15 protein-coding genes and 6 tRNA genes are annotated in these 17,208 nt (G+C 36.2%); 17 read left to right on the top strand and 4 right to left on the bottom strand.

Going from position 1 to position 17,208, the window contains the following annotated elements:
- Positions 1–13 precede the first annotated feature (13 nt).
- The 5 genes from ABC346_RS02615 to ABC346_RS02595 all read left to right on the top strand — a co-directional run bounded on the left by ABC346_RS02615 (position 14) and on the right by ABC346_RS02595 (position 5,872).
- Positions 14–3,430 (top strand): phage tail protein, encoded by a 3,417-nt coding sequence (locus ABC346_RS02615; protein ID WP_413233420.1) that lies wholly within the window; start codon positions 14–16, stop codon positions 3,428–3,430.
- Positions 3,431–3,691: 261 nt separating this feature from the next.
- Positions 3,692–4,108 (top strand): hypothetical protein, encoded by a 417-nt coding sequence (locus ABC346_RS02610; RefSeq protein WP_413233419.1) that lies wholly within the window; start codon positions 3,692–3,694, stop codon positions 4,106–4,108.
- A 332-nt stretch (positions 4,109–4,440) separates the two neighbouring features.
- Positions 4,441–4,710: a hemolysin XhlA family protein gene (locus ABC346_RS02605; protein WP_413233418.1), complete on the top strand. Its 270-nt coding sequence runs from the start codon at positions 4,441–4,443 to the stop codon at positions 4,708–4,710.
- A 13-nt stretch (positions 4,711–4,723) separates the two neighbouring features.
- Positions 4,724–4,957 (top strand): phage holin, encoded by a 234-nt coding sequence (locus ABC346_RS02600; RefSeq protein WP_413233417.1) that lies wholly within the window; start codon positions 4,724–4,726, stop codon positions 4,955–4,957.
- A 63-nt stretch (positions 4,958–5,020) separates the two neighbouring features.
- Entirely contained in the window at positions 5,021–5,872 is an 852-nt protein-coding gene (locus ABC346_RS02595; protein ID WP_413233416.1) for an N-acetylmuramoyl-L-alanine amidase family protein, read from the top strand.
- Between the two features lie 53 nt (positions 5,873–5,925).
- Here the strand turns inward: ABC346_RS02595 and ABC346_RS02590 are convergent, their stop codons facing one another.
- The 3 genes from ABC346_RS02590 to fabI form a co-directional block, all read right to left on the bottom strand.
- A complete protein-coding gene (locus tag ABC346_RS02590; RefSeq protein WP_413233415.1) occupies positions 5,926–7,182 on the bottom strand; it encodes a metal ABC transporter solute-binding protein, Zn/Mn family in 1,257 nt (418 codons plus the stop codon).
- Positions 7,183–7,494: 312 nt separating this feature from the next.
- Complete coding sequence (locus tag ABC346_RS02585) at positions 7,495–8,922, bottom strand: aldehyde dehydrogenase family protein (protein ID WP_413233414.1); 1,428 nt, start codon at positions 8,920–8,922, stop codon at positions 7,495–7,497.
- Positions 8,923–9,048: 126 nt separating this feature from the next.
- Positions 9,049–9,825, bottom strand: a complete 777-nt coding sequence (fabI, locus tag ABC346_RS02580; protein WP_413233413.1) for an enoyl-ACP reductase FabI — start codon at positions 9,823–9,825, stop codon at positions 9,049–9,051.
- A 261-nt stretch (positions 9,826–10,086) separates the two neighbouring features.
- On the opposite strand from fabI, the gene ABC346_RS02575 reads away from it, so the two are divergent.
- The 10 genes from ABC346_RS02575 (at position 10,087) to ABC346_RS02530 (ending at position 15,412) form a co-directional block, all read left to right on the top strand.
- A tRNA-Glu gene (locus ABC346_RS02575) sits at positions 10,087–10,161 on the top strand.
- A gap of 7 nt (positions 10,162–10,168) precedes the next feature.
- Positions 10,169–10,244: transfer RNA gene (locus ABC346_RS02570), tRNA-Val, on the top strand.
- A 115-nt stretch (positions 10,245–10,359) separates the two neighbouring features.
- A tRNA-Thr gene (locus ABC346_RS02565) sits at positions 10,360–10,435 on the top strand.
- A gap of 48 nt (positions 10,436–10,483) precedes the next feature.
- Positions 10,484–10,567, top strand: a tRNA-Tyr gene (locus tag ABC346_RS02560).
- 10 nt (positions 10,568–10,577) lie between these two features.
- Positions 10,578–10,652, top strand: a tRNA-Gln gene (locus ABC346_RS02555).
- 74 nt (positions 10,653–10,726) lie between these two features.
- Positions 10,727–10,799: transfer RNA gene (locus ABC346_RS02550), tRNA-Lys, on the top strand.
- A 240-nt stretch (positions 10,800–11,039) separates the two neighbouring features.
- Positions 11,040–12,329, top strand: coding sequence for a hydroxymethylglutaryl-CoA reductase, degradative (locus tag ABC346_RS02545; protein ID WP_413233412.1), 1,290 nt, complete (start codon positions 11,040–11,042; stop codon positions 12,327–12,329).
- A complete protein-coding gene (gene mvk / locus ABC346_RS02540; RefSeq protein ID WP_413233411.1) occupies positions 12,326–13,294 on the top strand; it encodes a mevalonate kinase in 969 nt (322 codons plus the stop codon). Before ABC346_RS02545 ends, mvk begins: the two co-directional genes overlap by 4 nt.
- Positions 13,295–13,315: 21 nt before the next feature.
- Entirely contained in the window at positions 13,316–14,290 is a 975-nt protein-coding gene (mvaD, locus tag ABC346_RS02535; protein ID WP_413233410.1) for a diphosphomevalonate decarboxylase, read from the top strand.
- 12 nt (positions 14,291–14,302) lie between these two features.
- Complete coding sequence (locus ABC346_RS02530) at positions 14,303–15,412, top strand: phosphomevalonate kinase (protein WP_413233409.1); 1,110 nt, start codon at positions 14,303–14,305, stop codon at positions 15,410–15,412.
- Positions 15,413–15,477: 65 nt separating this feature from the next.
- Here ABC346_RS02530 and ABC346_RS02525 read toward each other — a convergent pair whose 3' ends face one another.
- On the bottom strand, positions 15,478–15,627 hold the full coding sequence (locus ABC346_RS02525) for a Spo0E family sporulation regulatory protein-aspartic acid phosphatase (protein ID WP_413233408.1): 150 nt from the start codon (positions 15,625–15,627) through the stop codon (positions 15,478–15,480).
- A 149-nt stretch (positions 15,628–15,776) separates the two neighbouring features.
- Between ABC346_RS02525 and sigW the strand changes: the two genes are divergently transcribed.
- The gene (sigW, locus tag ABC346_RS02520; RefSeq protein ID WP_011064629.1) at positions 15,777–16,340 is read left to right on the top strand and encodes an RNA polymerase sigma factor SigW; all 564 of its coding nucleotides are present in this window, start codon (positions 15,777–15,779) and stop codon (positions 16,338–16,340) included.
- A gap of 15 nt (positions 16,341–16,355) precedes the next feature.
- The gene (gene rsiW / locus ABC346_RS02515) at positions 16,356–16,997 is read left to right on the top strand and encodes an anti-sigma-W factor RsiW (protein WP_413233407.1); all 642 of its coding nucleotides are present in this window, start codon (positions 16,356–16,358) and stop codon (positions 16,995–16,997) included.
- Positions 16,998–17,208: the final 211 nt, after the last annotated feature.

Below are 17,208 nucleotides of genomic sequence, written 5' to 3'. Positions count from 1 at the left end.
AAGGAGGGAGTCTATGAGTGAATTATTCATTTTTGATCAAAAAGATCAATTAAAAACTATTATTTCGGAAGATACAGGTTTACTTCAAACGCGTTTCAGGGAGGAAGTTAATCAAATACCGGATACACCATTTCAATTTGAAGTTGAAGCGAACGAAGACATAATGAAATATGTAAAAGAAGAAAATCAAGTCGTATTTCGTGATCGAAGCGGAGACTATCGTTTATTTACTATAAAGGAGATAGATGATACTACAGATATGGGGGTCTCCATTACTACAGCGACTTGTACTTCTGCATTAATGGAACTGAATGAACATATTATAGAAAAGTTGAATTTAAAAGATCAGTCCCTTACTGTAGCGCTTGAAAAGATATTTGAAAAAACAAGATGGCAATTCCAAACTGATTTTATCACTACTCATGCAAATTTAGATATCGAATATCAATCTTCATTAGAAGCTATGTTGATGATTGTTAATATATGGGGAATCGAATTTAAAGATACTATAAGTATTGATGACAATAATAAGATTACTAGAAATGTATCGTTTCAGTATCGTTTAGGTGAGGATAATGGGCTAAGGTTTGAAATAGACTACAATGCTACCAATGTGAATCGGACAATTATTAGCTATCCGAAAACGGCTCTTTATGGACAAGGAGGAACCGTAGATGAGGAGATTATTGACTTTTCTACTGTAGAATGGAAAGTCCAAAATGGTAATCCTGTTGATAAACCTATAGGTCAAAAATGGGTCGGCGATCCGAATGCTCTTAGTAAGTATGGGTTAGATAAAGATGGTACATTAATGCATAGACAAGGTGTTTTTAAAGATACTCAAATTGAAAAACCTGAAGAATTGTTAGAAAAGACATGGAAAGCATTGATTCTAGCACAACAACCAGAAGTAAATTATCAACTTTTGGTAGACATTACTGGAGAACGTATACAGTTAGGCGATACAGCGATATGTATTGATCGTAACTTTGCAAGGCCAATTGAAATACAAACAAGAATCATTGCAATCGAATATGATGTCCTTAGTTCTTCTGATACAGTTCAAGTTGAAATGGGGCAATTTTTAAACTTACATGATGATAGAATTGATAAAGTTATTGAAGATATAGATAAAAATCGAGAAAAGTGGGAAAGCGTCGGTACGATATCCAAAGATAGCTATCCAGATAATAAACCCTCTCCTCCAACGAATGTAGAAGCTTATGGAGCATTTAAGACCATTCAAATATATTGGGATTATACAGATGAAATATATGTTAACGCGTATGAGGTATATGGCTCACAAGTAAAAGAATTTGAACCAGATTCTCAACACTTATTATGGAAAGGAAATGTTTCTGCCTTTTCTCATATAGTTGAGACAGATCAGAAATGGTACTACTATGTTCGGGCTATCAATCATCATGGTACTGCTAGTGATTGGTCAGAACAAGTTGAAGCAAGCACGCATCGTGTGATTAGTGAAGATATATTATTTGGTGAAGAACTAGCAGAAAGAATGCGTGAACTCCATAATATTAACGATATTATCGGTACAGGTGGAGTAAGTTTTGAACAGATATCCCAAGAAGCTAAAAGTCTGATTAATCAACAAGCAAGTGAATATACGGACCGTGAAATTAGTGAAACTCGTGATGGGATAATGGAGAGTGTAAGTAATTTAACGAATGACTTGGAATATGTAGAAGGTCAACTAGTAGATAAAGTGAATACCAATGATGTATATACGATTACCGATATTGACAACATGATAAGCAATAAAGTGGGCTTAACAAGATATGAAACAGATTATAATGGTGTTGTGCAAGATTTAGAGCAACATTCTTCTTTGATTGAAAAAAATGAGAAAGAAATTCGAAATAGAGTAGAGCAAACTATATTTAACAATGAGACTGGCATTCTTAGGCAGTCTATTAGTGATGTTCAGCAATTTGCAGAAGGTATAGAAACGACAGTAAGTAATATTGAATTGGATGTAACTGATAATCAACATCGAATGAATCAAGCAGAATCGACTATTAATCAATTATCAAATGAAATTGATTTGAAAGTAGATGTAGATAATATAGTCTCACAAATCAATCTCAATCGTGAAGGAGTAAAAATAAAAGGTAACCTTATACACCTTGACGGAACTACATTAATTAATGATGGGGTTATTCAGAATGCTCATATTGCTAATGGAACTATTGAAAGAGCAAAGTTAGAGAGGGCAATTATTGGTGAGGCACAGATTGAAGACTTAGCTATTACAAGTGCAAAAATAGCTAGTGTCAATGCAGATAAGATTAACGCCTCTAGATTATCATCCATTTCAGCTGACTTAGGAACTGTTCGAGCTGGAAGATTATTGAGTAATAATAACAATATGGATTTAAATTTGAATACAGGAAGTCTTACAATGCGGAATGCTGAATTTACGTTTGGTGGTGGGGCGAAAATTCAGTTTACAGATAATGGTAATTGGTTGTATTACACAAACGGAGATGTTTACTCCGGTTTGCTTTTTGGTGAATCATTGCGAGGGAACGGTAGACCTTTCGTTTCTTTAGGAGTTAGTGATTATAGTTTAAGTGTAAATGATAATTCATTTAACGGTATTCGTATCCATAGTGGTTGGGTAGAGAATAATGCTGATGGGGTAATGACTAATATTATTTCAAATAGACTATGGTTAAATTCAAGCCCCAGTTATGATGGAGGGGGTTGGATAATTGAAAATGCTTGGACGGGGAATCATTATCGAACAATCTATGGTGCTAATTCAGCTTCTTATAATTATAATTTAGGATTACCAGGCAGTCGTTTTTATAGTATTTATACTGATAGAATCGAAGGAGACAATATTTATTTTAACTATCCTTTTAGCGGAAGTAGATTAGGATATATTATGGAAAATACAGTGAAAAGTGGAAGAAATCCTGCTTTTAGACCACAATATGGTGGCGAATTGTATTATGATTTAGGTACGAGTTATCATAGATGGACGAATATTTACTCCCAAAACAGTTTACAAACCCCTTCTGACGAAAGATTAAAAGAAGATATAGAAGATAATACACTAGGATTAGATTTTATCAAAGATATTGGAACTATAACATACCGTTTAAAACCGATTGGAGATAATACACAAAAAAGACCTATTCAATTTGGAGTTTCAGCTCAAAGTTTTAGAACAGTACTTGAAAAATATGATGTAGACATTAATGATTATGAAATTCTACAAATTGGTGAGGATGGTATGTATGGAATGAAGTATGAACAACTTGTATCACCAACTATAAAAGCTGTTCAAGAGCTAGATAGAAAATTAGAAGAAGAAAAGAACTGTCAAAGTACTAATTATGAGTTACTAATTAATGAGTTAAATAAATTAATGAAAGAGATTAAAGAATTAAAGGAAAGGTAACATAATTCTAATAGTAGTTAGAATGATAAGTAGGGGATCTGTTAAAAGTACAGGATACTGCACTATTATGAGGGTACATTTCTATAATAGCGATGAAGTAGAGTTTTCCTATCTAACCTTATTTTATTCTATATAAAATAAATACTTTTGATACTAATATGTGATATATATAATGTTAAATGAAAAAAGTTATTAGATTTGAAAGTAACTAAGAAGTGACTTCTAATATTTAAGAAAGTAACACTTGGAGGTAATACAAAAATGATCAAAATACAGAACAAACACTTAAAAGATGCTGCAGAATTCTTACAGAATACGATTTCAGCTAAAGGAAATGAAAACATTCATCGAATGAGGGTTGTAAAAGCAATAAACGAAAAATATGAGAGTATTGCTGAAGAGGAGTTAATATTATTAAAAGAATATGCTAATACAGATATCAATGGAGAACTAATAAAAAATGAGTCCGGTGGTATTGAGATTAGTGATCCATATGGGTTTAATAAACAACATAAAGAACTATTTGATGAGTATTATATATTTGATGATAAAAATCTTGAATCTGCCAGCCAAACAGTGAAAAGATTGGTAAATGATTGTGATAAAGAATTATCGGGGAAAGAAGCTGAAATACATTTTATTTTAGTAGAATCCTTTGAATCTAACGATAATCAATAGATCAATAAAGCTATTAAATTTAACGCTGGATAAGCGTTATTTTTTATGATGAAAACTTATAATTTCCAACCGATAAAGAAAAGTGGAGGTGCTAAATGCAGATAGACTGGAGTCCATTAAGTTCATCAATGGATGCATTATTGGTTGGAATGTTAAAAGTCTTGGGTATCCCTTTCGTAGTTTCGATAGTTGTTATTATCATTCTGTCTTTGTTAAAGGTCCCCAACAAGATAATCTCTATTATTTACCCAATAGTCTTCCTTATTACTTGTTATATGTTGTTTATGAGTTTATAGGATTAGAATGATAAGCGATGAGGATAGGAGGTAAGAATGCTAAATAAAGAGGTGGAGCCTATGGACAAAACACAGCAGGATATTTTAGAAATTCGAAATGATATAAAAAATATAAAAGATGATGTTAATAGATTACAAATGAATGATGCTAAACAAGATGAAAAAATCGTTAATTTACAGTCAACATTGGCATCTATACAAGATGATACAAAGTGGATTAGACGTATGATTACTAAAGCAATTGTTACCGCACTTATTACAGGAATAATAAGCGGAGCAATTGCTTTGTTTTTAGCAAAATTTTAAATGAGGTGATTGTATGGATAAAGCAACTGTTACGCGCACTTTAGTATTGTTCATAGCGTTAGTCAATCAAATTTTAGTTACGTTTGATCTTAATCCTATCCCAGGCAATGAAACAATTTGGTATGAAACCATTACAACAATACTAGTGTTTAGCGCTGCTATATGGTCTTGGTTCAAAAACAATTACATTACCTTACGTGGTAGAAAGCAAAAAGAAATCCTACAGGAACACCAGTTAACTCGTTAAAGAAGAAGCAGTCAGATATGATTGCTTCTTTTTTATATAAAAACTTATTTAAGGGGAGATATTATGGCGAAAATTTATTTAGATCCAGGACATGGTGGAAATGACCCAGGTGCAGTAGGCAATGGTTTGCAAGAGAAGGATGTTAACTTAGCAATCGCTTTGAAGGTTAGAAACTACCTTAATACTAATTATAGTGGGCATTCCATTCGTATGAGCAGATCAACGGATACAGCTGTTTCACTAGCTCAACGTACTAATGATGCAAATAATTGGGGAGCGGAATATTTTGTATCGATTCATATTAATGCTGGTGGTGGTACAGGATATGAAGATTATATCCATAGTAATCTATCGGATAGTTCAGCTACCGCACAATATCGTAATTTAATGCATGAAGAAATTATGAAGCAAGTAGATTTTAGAGATAGAGGGAAGAAGAAAGCGAACTTCCATGTTTTACGTGAGTCAGCTATGTCAGCCATCTTAACGGAAAATGGCTTTATTGATACGGTCGCAGATGCGAATAAATTAAAGTCAGATGCTTATTTAAATCGTATTGCCTTAGGTCATGCCAATGGGATTGCTCGTGTATTTAATCTGCCGTCTGCTGGTGGACAAGATACCTATACGGTTCAACCTGGAGATACGCTTTGGAGTATTTCACGAGCATTTGGTATGACTGTACAAGAATTAAAGGATCTTAATGGTTTAACCGATGATACGATTTATCCTGGACAAGTTCTTATTGTCAGAGGAACGGGATTTGAACAAGGACCGGTGTATCATATTGTTCAAGCAGGAGAGTCTTTATGGGGAATTGCTCAGGAATATGAAACAACGGTAGAAAATATTAAGTCTTTAAATGGGTTAACCAATGACACGATTCAACCTGGTCAACGTTTACAAGTGAAATAATTGATTCACAAAAAATAGACCCTGCAATCTTAACATGCAGGGTCTATTCTATATTATTTTGATAATGCTTCTTCTAATGCTTCAATATTTTTCTCCATTAAGCTAAAGTAATCTTCTCCGTTATCGATGTCTTCTTGCGTGATGGTTTCCATATTTCGAAGTGTAATACTATCTGCGCCAATTTCTGATTGAATAATTTCACTCACTTTACTACTTACATTATTTTCAAATGCTACATATTTTAAGTCGTGTTCTTCAGCAGCATTGATAATCTGTACTAACTCGGATTGAGAAGGCTCTTGTGTCGGGGATAACCCATGAATGCTTATTTGTTCCAATCCATATCGTTCTTCCCAATAACCATATGCAGCGTGTGAAACAATTAAGTGGTTAAGGTCTGCGTTATCAAAGGTTTGTTGTAAGTCTTGATCAACTTGCTCTAATTGACTTTTTACTTCCTCAAAATTAGCAGTAAAGTATTCTTCTTGCTCAGGTAGTAAGTCAATTAACGTGTTTTTAATATTCTCTGCTAGTTGAATACTTAATATAGGGTCAATAAATACATGAGGATCTCCAATTCCACTTTCCCCATCATGATTATCAATTTGAAGCTGTACCGCCTCTGATTCTGCAACAACTTCATTATTGTCATCAGATAAAACGACCTTTAATTCGATTGATTCATCAATCGTACCATTATATTGAGAAGTTGATTGGCCATCCACTTCTACCCATTCCTCGGAAGAATCGGTACGAGAATACCACTTCCAGTTGTCAACATCTGTATCTTCATCTAAATGTGCTTCTAATTCAACGGTATCACCTGAATGATAGTGATCATTTACACCGTCGATGTGGATGGAAGCTGAATTTTCATTGTGGTCATGGTCATGGTCATCACTTTCATGTTCGTGAGATGCTTCTTCATCTCCGTGATTGTGGTTATGTTCACCTCGTAAGTGCACACCTTCCCCTAAAGGAACGACTGCTACATCTTCATCGGCTAAAATTTCCTCTGCTTTTTCAGCAAATGGTTCCATACCAACACCGGAGTACAGAAATGCATCATTTTTAGCTAGTTCGACCATTTCTCTAGAGCTAGGTTCGTATGTATGAGCATCTGCGTTCGGGGGATAGATACTTTCTACATCTACATAATCACCGCCAATTTTTGAGATGAAATCTTCTAAGGCGAAGATAGTTGTGGATATTGTTAATGAATTTTCATCATCCCCGTTAGTAGCATCTTCATTTTGGCATGCAGATAAAAGAATGAGAGTTGTTAATAATAAAAATAGAAGACGTTTCACTATGTTACCTCCAAATTTCTAATAAGATATTATAAGTTAATATTCCAAATCAGTATAAAAGTAGTCATTATTATAAAACGTACGTAATGATTACGAATCGTAATTGTTACGATTTAAAATTTACACCTATTTGGATTATATGTCAAGGTCTACTTTTATATTTTAGAAGTTTATTAAAAAAGCAAAATAAAAAACCGGTAGTAATCATCTACCGGTTCTCTAATAACATAGCAATTTATAAAATTGGCATGCTCTGAATAACTAAATAATTGAATCAGCAACAAGCGGCGCAAGGGCCTTTTTGCCGTAATATTATTTAGGTAAGCCAAGAATTGTTTTTGGTTCTAGGAATTCCTCAATCCCGTAGTCACCCCATTCGCGGCCAATACCAGATTGACCAAATCCACCAAATGGAGCGGAGAAGTCTGCTTTACCATCATTAACTGTAATTCGACCAGCTCTTATGCCTTTAGCAGCTTTTGTTAATGTCTCTGGATTTTCACCAACGACATATCCTGCTAATCCATAGATGGTATCATTTGCTATATCAATTGCTTCATCTAAATCATTGTACGTAATGACGGATAGGACTGGACCGAAGATTTCTTCTTGAGCGATCGTATCATCACGATTTACATTCGTAAAGACAGTTAGTTTAGAATAGTATCCTGTTTCTAAACCATCTGGTTTACCAGTGCCGCCTGCTACCAAGGTTGCTCCACTATCGATTCCTTGTTGAATATAATCTTGAACCGTTTTCCACTGTTCTTCGGAAACTTGTGGACCGGTAAAGGTGTTTTTATCTTGCGGGTCACCAACAGGAAATTCAGGTAATAATTCTTTTACTGCCTCAATGAACTCATCATGCATGGAAGCTGGTACAAGTGCTCTTGTTCCTGCAGTACATACTTGCCCTGTGTTAGCAGCGATATTTGTAATTGCATTTTTGGCAGCATATTTCACATCTGCATCATCTAAAATAATAATTGGAGATTTACCACCTAATTCAAGAGATACTTTCGTAATATCTTGAGCTGCATTTTCCATGATTTTTGTTCCGACTCCGCCCGAACCAGTAAACGATACGAAATCAATATCTGGATGTGAGCTAATTGCATTACCGATTTTACCACCAGAACCATTTACAAGGTTAAATACACCTTTAGGAACACCTGCTGCTTCAAATACTTCTGCGACTAGCATTGCAGCAAATGGAGTCTGCGATGCTGGTTTTAATATTACTGTACTACCAGCAGCAATCGCACTAGCTAGTTTTGTTGATAATTGATTTGTAGGGAAATTCCATGGTGTAATTAACCCTGCTACACCTATTGCATCTTTCTGAATAAATGATCCTTCACGTTGTTCGGTGAACTCAAAGTCACGTAATATTTTTGCTGTTTCTCTAAAGTGACGAAGACCCATTTCATATTGTGTTTGCTCCGTAAAAGTAACTGGAGAACCTAATTCCTGGGTAATTACGTTGATAAATTCATCTTTTCTTTTTTCATATTCATCTGCTATACGTTCTAATAATTGGACTCTTTCTTCCTTTGCAGTGTTTGAAAAGGAAGGAAATGCTTTTTTAGCAGCTTGTACAGCTTTATCTAAATCTTCTTCTGTACCTGCACTAATCGTACCCATTTTTTCTTCTGTTGCTGGATTTATAACATCAATTGTTTCATTGCCTGTGGATTCTACCCATTCACCATTAATAAAGTGTTTTACATTGTTAAACATATATTATCAAGCTCCTTTGTCTTGAATTGTTGTACATAATTAAATGTTCCCGATGTGTATGATAATAAACATAAGCATAAAAAAACCTTCCCAAAAAATGAGAAGGTATTATTAATCTTTTATATTTTATCCACCAATAATATGGAAGCCAGAATCAACATGTAAGACTTCTCCAGTTATACCACGAGCCATTTCACTAATTAGGAATAAGGTTGCATCGCCAACTTCATCTTGATCAACATTTCGGCGTAATGGAGCTTTCTCTACAATAACATTAGCTTTCTCATTAAAGTTAGAAACACCTTTTGCGGAAAGGGTACGGATCGGTCCTGCAGAGACAGCATTTACACGGATACCGTATTTACCCATGTCTTCGGCAAGGTAGCGAACACTTGCTTCTAGGGAAGCTTTTGCAACCCCCATCACATTATAACCAGGAATAACGCGTTCGGAGCCTAGATAGGTTTGTGTAACGATTCCACCACCTTCAGTCATAAATTCTTTAGCTGCCTTCGTGACTGCTACTAAGGAGTAGGCACTAATTTCTTGAGCGAGTAAAAAGCCATCCCTTGATGTATTTGCATATTCCCCTTGTAATTCATCACGATTTGCAAAGGCAACAGAATGAACTACGCCATGAATGACTCCTACTTTTTCACCAACTTCATTAAATGCTTGTTGAATACTTTCATCAGAAGCAACATCACAAGAGATAATGGCAGTTGCTTTCATTTCATGCTTGTCTAGTAGTTTCACCAATTTTTGATAAGAACGTTCTTGTCTATTTGTAAATATTAGATTAGCTCCTGCATTGTGCAGTGACTTGGTAATTCCCCAGGCGATGCTTCGTTCATTCGCAACCCCCATAACTACAATATTTTTACCTTCTAATAGTTTCGTCATAGTTTACCTCCAAATGATTCATTATTTACTTATTATAACTTATTAGTACCTGGTAATGAAACCAAAACATAAAAGTGTTGTTTTATAGGTGGATAAGGAAGCTGAAAAGTGCGATTATTCCAGCAATGAGACGGTTTTTAAGTGAAATAAAAAAATCCAAAAAATTTTCCAATTTACTCTTTACAAACTGGGTTATACTCGATATAATAAAATTCGTCAGTTTGCGAGACATGCTATCAAAAAGCTGTCGAAAAGCATCATGGCCCGTTGGTCAAGCGGTTAAGACACCGCCCTTTCACGGCGGTAACACGGGTTCGAATCCCGTACGGGTCACCAATATTATGGAGGATTAGCTCAGCTGGGAGAGCACCTGCCTTACAAGCAGGGGGTCGCAGGTTCGAGCCCTGCATCCTCCACCATCAAGTTTTATATGATGTAGAAATATATTCTTGCAACATAAATTGAAGTTTGATACTATTTCATTTGGTTGGCTCATGAAACGTGAAAATAATTGAATACTATAATCTTAATAATGCCGGCCTAGCTCAACTGGTAGAGCAACTGACTTGTAATCAGTAGGTTGGGGGTTCAAGTCCTCTGGCCGGCACCACTTGAATTTTAATTGTATAATCTTTATTTTATGGTTAACAATATCTACGGAGGGGTAGCGAAGTGGCTAAACGCGGCGGACTGTAAATCCGCTCCCTCGGGTTCGGCAGTTCGAATCTGCCCCCCTCCACCATTTTTGTTGTTGGGCCATAGCCAAGCGGTAAGGCATCGGGTTTTGATCCCGTGTACCCCAGGTTCGAATCCTGGTGGCCCAGCCATACTTTAATTAAGGTCTTTTTTTTATGCCTTTTTTATAAACTATATTAATGAAATATCTCATTTTATATTATACGAGCCATTAGCTCAGTCGGTAGAGCATCTGACTTTTAATCAGAGGGTCGAAGGTTCGAATCCTTCATGGCTCATAACATGGAACAAACAGGAACGATTAGTCGGACCTGTTTGTTTTTATATACAGAGAAAACAATGAAAATAACTTTACAGAAGATAAGGAAATAATTGAAAGTTCATTACTTAACACATATCGGAACTTCTAAATGAAAAGTCATTATATTTCATGTTATAATTTACATAGTTTAATTTGGGAACGATATATTAAATTTTTTAGTTCGATGAATTTCAATAGATTAAAGGATGAGCGAGGAATGAAATCTTCTAGAATTCCAGGTTTTTATAATATGTCAGTAGAACAACGACGCGAATTATTGAAAAATAATCATGAACTGACGGATGAGCAGATGAGTAGTCTCACGAGTAATCACCCATTATCTTTAGATACAGCCAATAATATGATAGAAAATGTAGTAGGTACCTATGAGCTTCCTTTAGCGATGGGATTGAATTTCGTGATTAACGGGAAGGAATACGTAGTACCGATGGCAATTGAAGAAGCTTCAGTTGTAGCATCTGCAAGCCACATAGCAAAAATTGTTAGAAGTGCAGGTGGATTTGAAGCCGAGTCTCGGGAAAGATTAATGATAGGACAAATTCAAGTTGTAGGGTGTTCTAACTTCAATGAAGCAAAAGAAGCGGTTCTTAACCAAAAAGATACGTTGATGCGAGCTGCTGATGATGCTTATCCAAGTATTGTAAAAAGAGGCGGGGGTACGAGAGACCTCGATGTGCGTATTCTGAATGATCATGAAGATTCAACATACTCGCAGATGCTTATCATGCATATATATGTAGATACTTGTGATGCGATGGGAGCAAATATGATTAACACTATGGTAGAAGCTATTGCTCCTATTGTTGAAGAAATAACTAATGGCAAGGTTTACCTTCGAATTTTGTCGAACTACGCTGACCGAAGCCTAGCAAATGCAAAATGTGTGATTCCGCCTTATCTTTTAGCAACAGGTGATTTCACTGGTGAGGAAGTCAGAGACGGTGTTATACATGCCTATGAATTTGCTGCTTCTGATCCATATCGTGCTGTTACGCATAACAAGGGTATCATGAATGGCATTGACCCAATTGTCATAGCTACAGGAAATGATTGGCGTGCTGTTGAAGCTGGCGCTCATGCATATGCAGCAAAAGATGGCCAATATGGTTCGATGACCACATGGTCTAAAGATAACGAAGGTAATTTGGTTGGTGAAATTGAGTTACCAATGTCTGTTGGAATTGTTGGTGGAGCTACAAGGGTACATCCTTTAGCAGAACTTTCTCTTTCAATAATGAATATAAAATCTGCGGCTGAACTAGCACAAGTAATTGTTGCAGTCGGTTTAGCACAGAATCTCGGTGCTTTGAAAGCTTTAGCAACTGATGGAATTCAAAAAGGCCATATGGCTCTTCATTCGCGTTCTGTTGCAATTGCTGGAGGGGCTTCAGGGGAGATGATTGATGTGATAGCGAATAAATTAATTGAACAAAAAGAAATCCGTGTCGGAAAAGCTAAAGAATTGGTGGAACAGTATAAACAATGAGTTTAGAAAAAGTAACAGCCTCAGAGAAAACAGCTATTGGTGTAGCTCATAGTAAACTTATTTTAATCGGAGAGCACGCAGTTGTACACGGACAACCAGCGATTGCTATTCCATTTCCTTTAATAGGTGTAGAAACCGTTATTGAGTATGTCCCGGGTACGGTAAAAGTGGACAGTTCTTTTTATCATGGACCATTACGACATGCACCTGATTATCTTCAGGGTATTGCTAATTGTGTTGATGAGACACTAGCTTATCTTGAAATTCCTAATGAGGACTTACTTATTCGTATTAATTCCTCAATTCCACCAGGTAAAGGTCTTGGTTCGAGTGCTTCAGTAGCGATTTCTGTTATACGCTCTTTATTTGACTATGCCGATCGAACATATACAACAGAAGAGCTACTGCGTTTAGCGAATGTAGCAGAAACCTATGCTCATGGTGATCCAAGTGGGCTTGATACGCTTACAATAACATCAGATTTACCGGTATGGTTTGAAAAAAATAACCCTGTCGATTATATCGAACTTGGTGAAGATTTACACTTTATTGTAGCTGACTCAGGCCGAATTGGTGATACCCGCACCTCTGTTGAATCTGTAGCTCGTCTGTTAAAGATGGCGCCAAAACGAATACATGCCAAAATCGAGCGCATCGGAGAGTTAACGCATCATGCAAAAGACGCGTTAGAAAAAGCGAGTAAGCAATTTCTTGGACAATTGTTGAATGAAGCACAAAAAGAACTGGAAGCTCTTGGCGTTAGCGATGCTGGATTAAACAAATTAATTCACCATGCACGTGAAGAAGGAGCTTTAGGTGCGAAATTAACAGGCGGCGGAAATGGTGGTTGTATAATTGCATTAGCACAAAATGAAGTCCATTCGAAACAATTAGCGGAAAAACTTCGTAAGTTTGGTGCTAATTCTGTTTGGCCGTTTGTATTGAAGAAACAAAGTAAGTCTTAGACGAGATTGAGGAGTAATTCAATGAAAGCAACAGCAAAGGCGCATACAAATATCGCATTGATAAAATATTGGGGAAAGCGAAATGAACCAATTATATTACCAACAAATAGTAACCTATCTCTTACGTTAGATGGGTTTTCAACTGTAACGACAGTTCATTTTCAAGATGATTTAAGTTCGGATGAATTTTTCTTGAATGATAAATTTGTAGAAGGCGAAGCGAGCAAACGTGTGATAGGGTTCTTAGATAAAGTTAGAACTATGGCAGGCAAAGATATGTATGCTAGAATACATTCTTTAAACCATGTTCCGACTGCTGCGGGATTTGCCTCCTCGGCGTCAGGATTTGCAGCGTTAGCAGCAGCTAGTACGAAAGCAATCGGTTTAGAACTAGATGATCGGGAACTATCCATATTAACTCGACAAGGCTCAGGTTCAGCATGTCGTTCTATTTTTGGTGGTTTTGTCGAATGGCAAATGGGAGAAAGAGAAGATGGATCTGATTCTTACGCAGTACCTGTTGCTTCAAAGGATCACTGGGATATTAGAGTGGCTGCTGTTGTCCTTTCAGCGACGGAGAAGAAAGTATCCAGTCGTGATGGCATGCGAAGAACCGTAGAAACTTCTCCTTTCTATGATGGATGGTTACAACAAACACCAAAGGATTTAGAAGAAATAAAAACCGCAATAATTGATAAAGACTTTGAAAAAACGGGGAATATTGCAGAAGCCAATTGCATGCGAATGCACGCAACTACATTAGGCGCTAATCCTCCTTTTACGTATTGGCAAGACACAACAATGCGTGTGATGCAAAATGTACAACAAATGAGAGAAGAAGGAATTCCTGCTTACTTCACCATTGATGCTGGACCAAATGTTAAAGTATTATATTTACCAGAAGATGAACAGAAAGTGAAGCAAAGACTTCAGCAAATTACCGGCGTAGAAGAAGTGATTGTTAGTAAACCAGGAAAAGGAATAAGTTATTTGTAGGGGTTGGACAAGTTGAGTAAGAAACAAATTACCGTTAAAGCGCCAGGGAAACTTATGATTGCTGGAGAATTTGCAGTTTTAGAACCTTATCATGAACTTGCGGTGATGGCAGTTAATCGATATGTGTATGCAACGATTACTGAATCAACCGACTTTCGACTTTCGTTGGAGGACTTTGGATTGCATGATATTCCATGGTCTTATAAAGCGGATAAAGTTCAAATACAGTCAAATGACAAGCGTTTTTCATTTGTTGCCGATGCGATACAGATAACTTTAACGTTCTTAAAAGAACAAGAGAAACAAATTCCTCCATTTCATTTAACTACTCGAAGTGAATTAGATGATGCTTCAGGTGTAAAATATGGCTTAGGATCTAGTGCGGCTATTGTAACTTCTGTGGTTTCAGCTATTCTGCGATTTGTTGCACCTCGTTACGCAACAAAGGAAATCATTTTTCGTTTAGCGGCGTTGTCTCATGTCTGCACACAAGGTAACGGATCTGGTGCGGATATAGCGGCTTCTACATATGGCGGGTTCCGCCAATACAGTTCTTTTCAAGCAGATTGGTTATTGAAGACATATCAAAATGCTTCCACTATTTCAGAGGTTGTTGATATGGAGTGGACATATTATCAATCTAAAAAAATTCGAATGCCTGATTTTCTAAATGTATGTGTAGGTTGGACAGGTACTGCTGCATCAACAAAGAATCTTGTTCAACAAATTCGTTTATTAAAATCAAGTGATTCAGATGCATATGAATATTTTCTACAAAGTAGTGAAGAAGCAGTACGTCTCTTCCTAGATGGAATGAATAAAGAGAATCTAGATATGTTGATGACCGGAGTGCAAAAAAATCGGCAAGCATTAGTGTATGTAGGTGAAAAAGCTAATACACCAATTGAAACACCGATGCTGTCCAATTTATGTGATCTTGCTGAGCGGTTAGGTGGTGCAGGAAAACCATCAGGTGCAGGTGGTGGAGATTGTGGAATAGCATTTATGTATTCTAAAGAACAAGTAGATAATCTGTTTCATGCTTGGAAAGAAGTTGGAATTAAGCCCTTAACATTACAGCCTTCATTAGAAGGTGAATGTACCCTAACAAATGAAGAATAAGACACATAAAAAAGACATTCCGACGATTGTATGTGGATGTCTTTTTACCCTTTTATTTTCTCTTTTTATATTATTTTTTCATAGTCATTCATTAGTTGATCTAGCTTCATGCTTGTTGATATAACAGTATCTGAGGTGAGATCGTATTTCCCGTATAGATCAAGCATTTCTTTCCTGCATTGCTCGATTTCCTCAAATAATGTGTGTTTATCCACAAAATTGCCCTCCTTTTTAGTATAATAGTTACTATATACCCTTTTTTTTAAATACATAAACAGTTTAATAAATTTTTTATAAAAAAAGTGAAACCTAATGCAGGTGGAATTCGTACAATGAGTACCGCATGGATAGCGGAGGTAGTCAGATGGATCAATTTATCATAGAAAAGATAAAACAAGTAAAAAAAGGAGATCAATCCGCATTTGCTGAAGTGGTTTCCTTTTACCAAAATAAAATATTTCAGCATTGTTATCGTATGCTCGGTAACAAACATGAAGCGGAGGACATAGCGCAGGAGGCTTTTATTAGAGCGTATATAAATATAGATTCGTTTGATGAAAAGCGTAAATTTTCAACTTGGTTATATCGTATTGCAACGAATCTAACGATAGATCGTATACGAAAGAGAAAGCCAGATTATTATTTAGATGCCGAAGTTAAGGGAACAGAAGGGCTAGATATGTATTCCCAATTGGCAAGCACAGAACGCCTTCCAGGTGAAGAAGTAGAGAGTAGAGAGCTACAACGATATATACATCATGAGATATCACAATTACCAGCAAAGTACCGGAGTATTATAATGCTTCGATATTTAGAGGAATTCTCTTTACAAGAAATAAGTGAAATACTCGATATCCCTTTAGGGACAGTGAAAACGAGAATTCATCGGGGAAGGGAAGCCCTACGAAAGAGGCTTCGACATGTGTAAAGGAGCGTGTTCTACGTGAGTTGCAGTAAAGATTATTTAAATTTAATGCATATATATTTAGATGGAGATATCACAAGAGAAGATGAGTCGAGATTGCGTAGGCATCTGGAAGATTGTGAATCATGTCAGAAACATTTTCATGAATTAAATCGTACGATAACATTAATGCGTAGTGCAGAACGAATAGAAGCACCAGAAGAATTTACCGAAAATGTTATGGCAAATCTCCCATCGGAAAAGAAGACAGTGAAGTATCGACGTTGGTTTAAACTTCATCCAATGTGGACTGCGGCTGCTATTTTCCTTGTCTTGATGCTCGGGGGTATGATTTCTACATGGACACAATCTACCGACCAGCTTGTTGTCTCAGCTCAAGAGGAATTAATTGTCGATGGAGATACAGTTATTGTGCCAGCTGGAGTTACTGTACCTGGTGATGTATTGGTGAAGAATGGAAATTTATTATTATTGGGAACAGTTGATGGAGATGTTACCATTTTCAATGGGAAAATTCTAGATAACGAAATGGAAATGAATGGGGAAGGGTTAATGGCCTCAGTTGGAGGAGTTAATGGCGAACTAGAGACAATTGATCGAATGTTTGAGTGGATTTGGTACAATATTAAAAATTTCTTCAAAGGTGTATTCTCTTTTTGATGATAAATAGTAGTATCTAAGTATCGAAATGGTATTTGGATACTATTTATTTGAGTATTTTTAGGACGTGTTTGAATTTCTTAAAGGGTAATTTTTGAGTATCCGAATTATTTAGATATTTTGAACGCTTTTTTAGTTGGCATCGGCGGCTTTTACTTTCGGAGAGAAAACTTTGGCTAATTGCTATCAGCACTAAAAACCTTGTTCTTCG

The organism is Oceanobacillus phoenicis (assembly GCF_047238145.1).
GTDB lineage: Bacteria > Bacillota > Bacilli > Bacillales > Amphibacillaceae > Oceanobacillus.
This window is presented reverse-complemented; position numbering and strand designations above follow the sequence as displayed.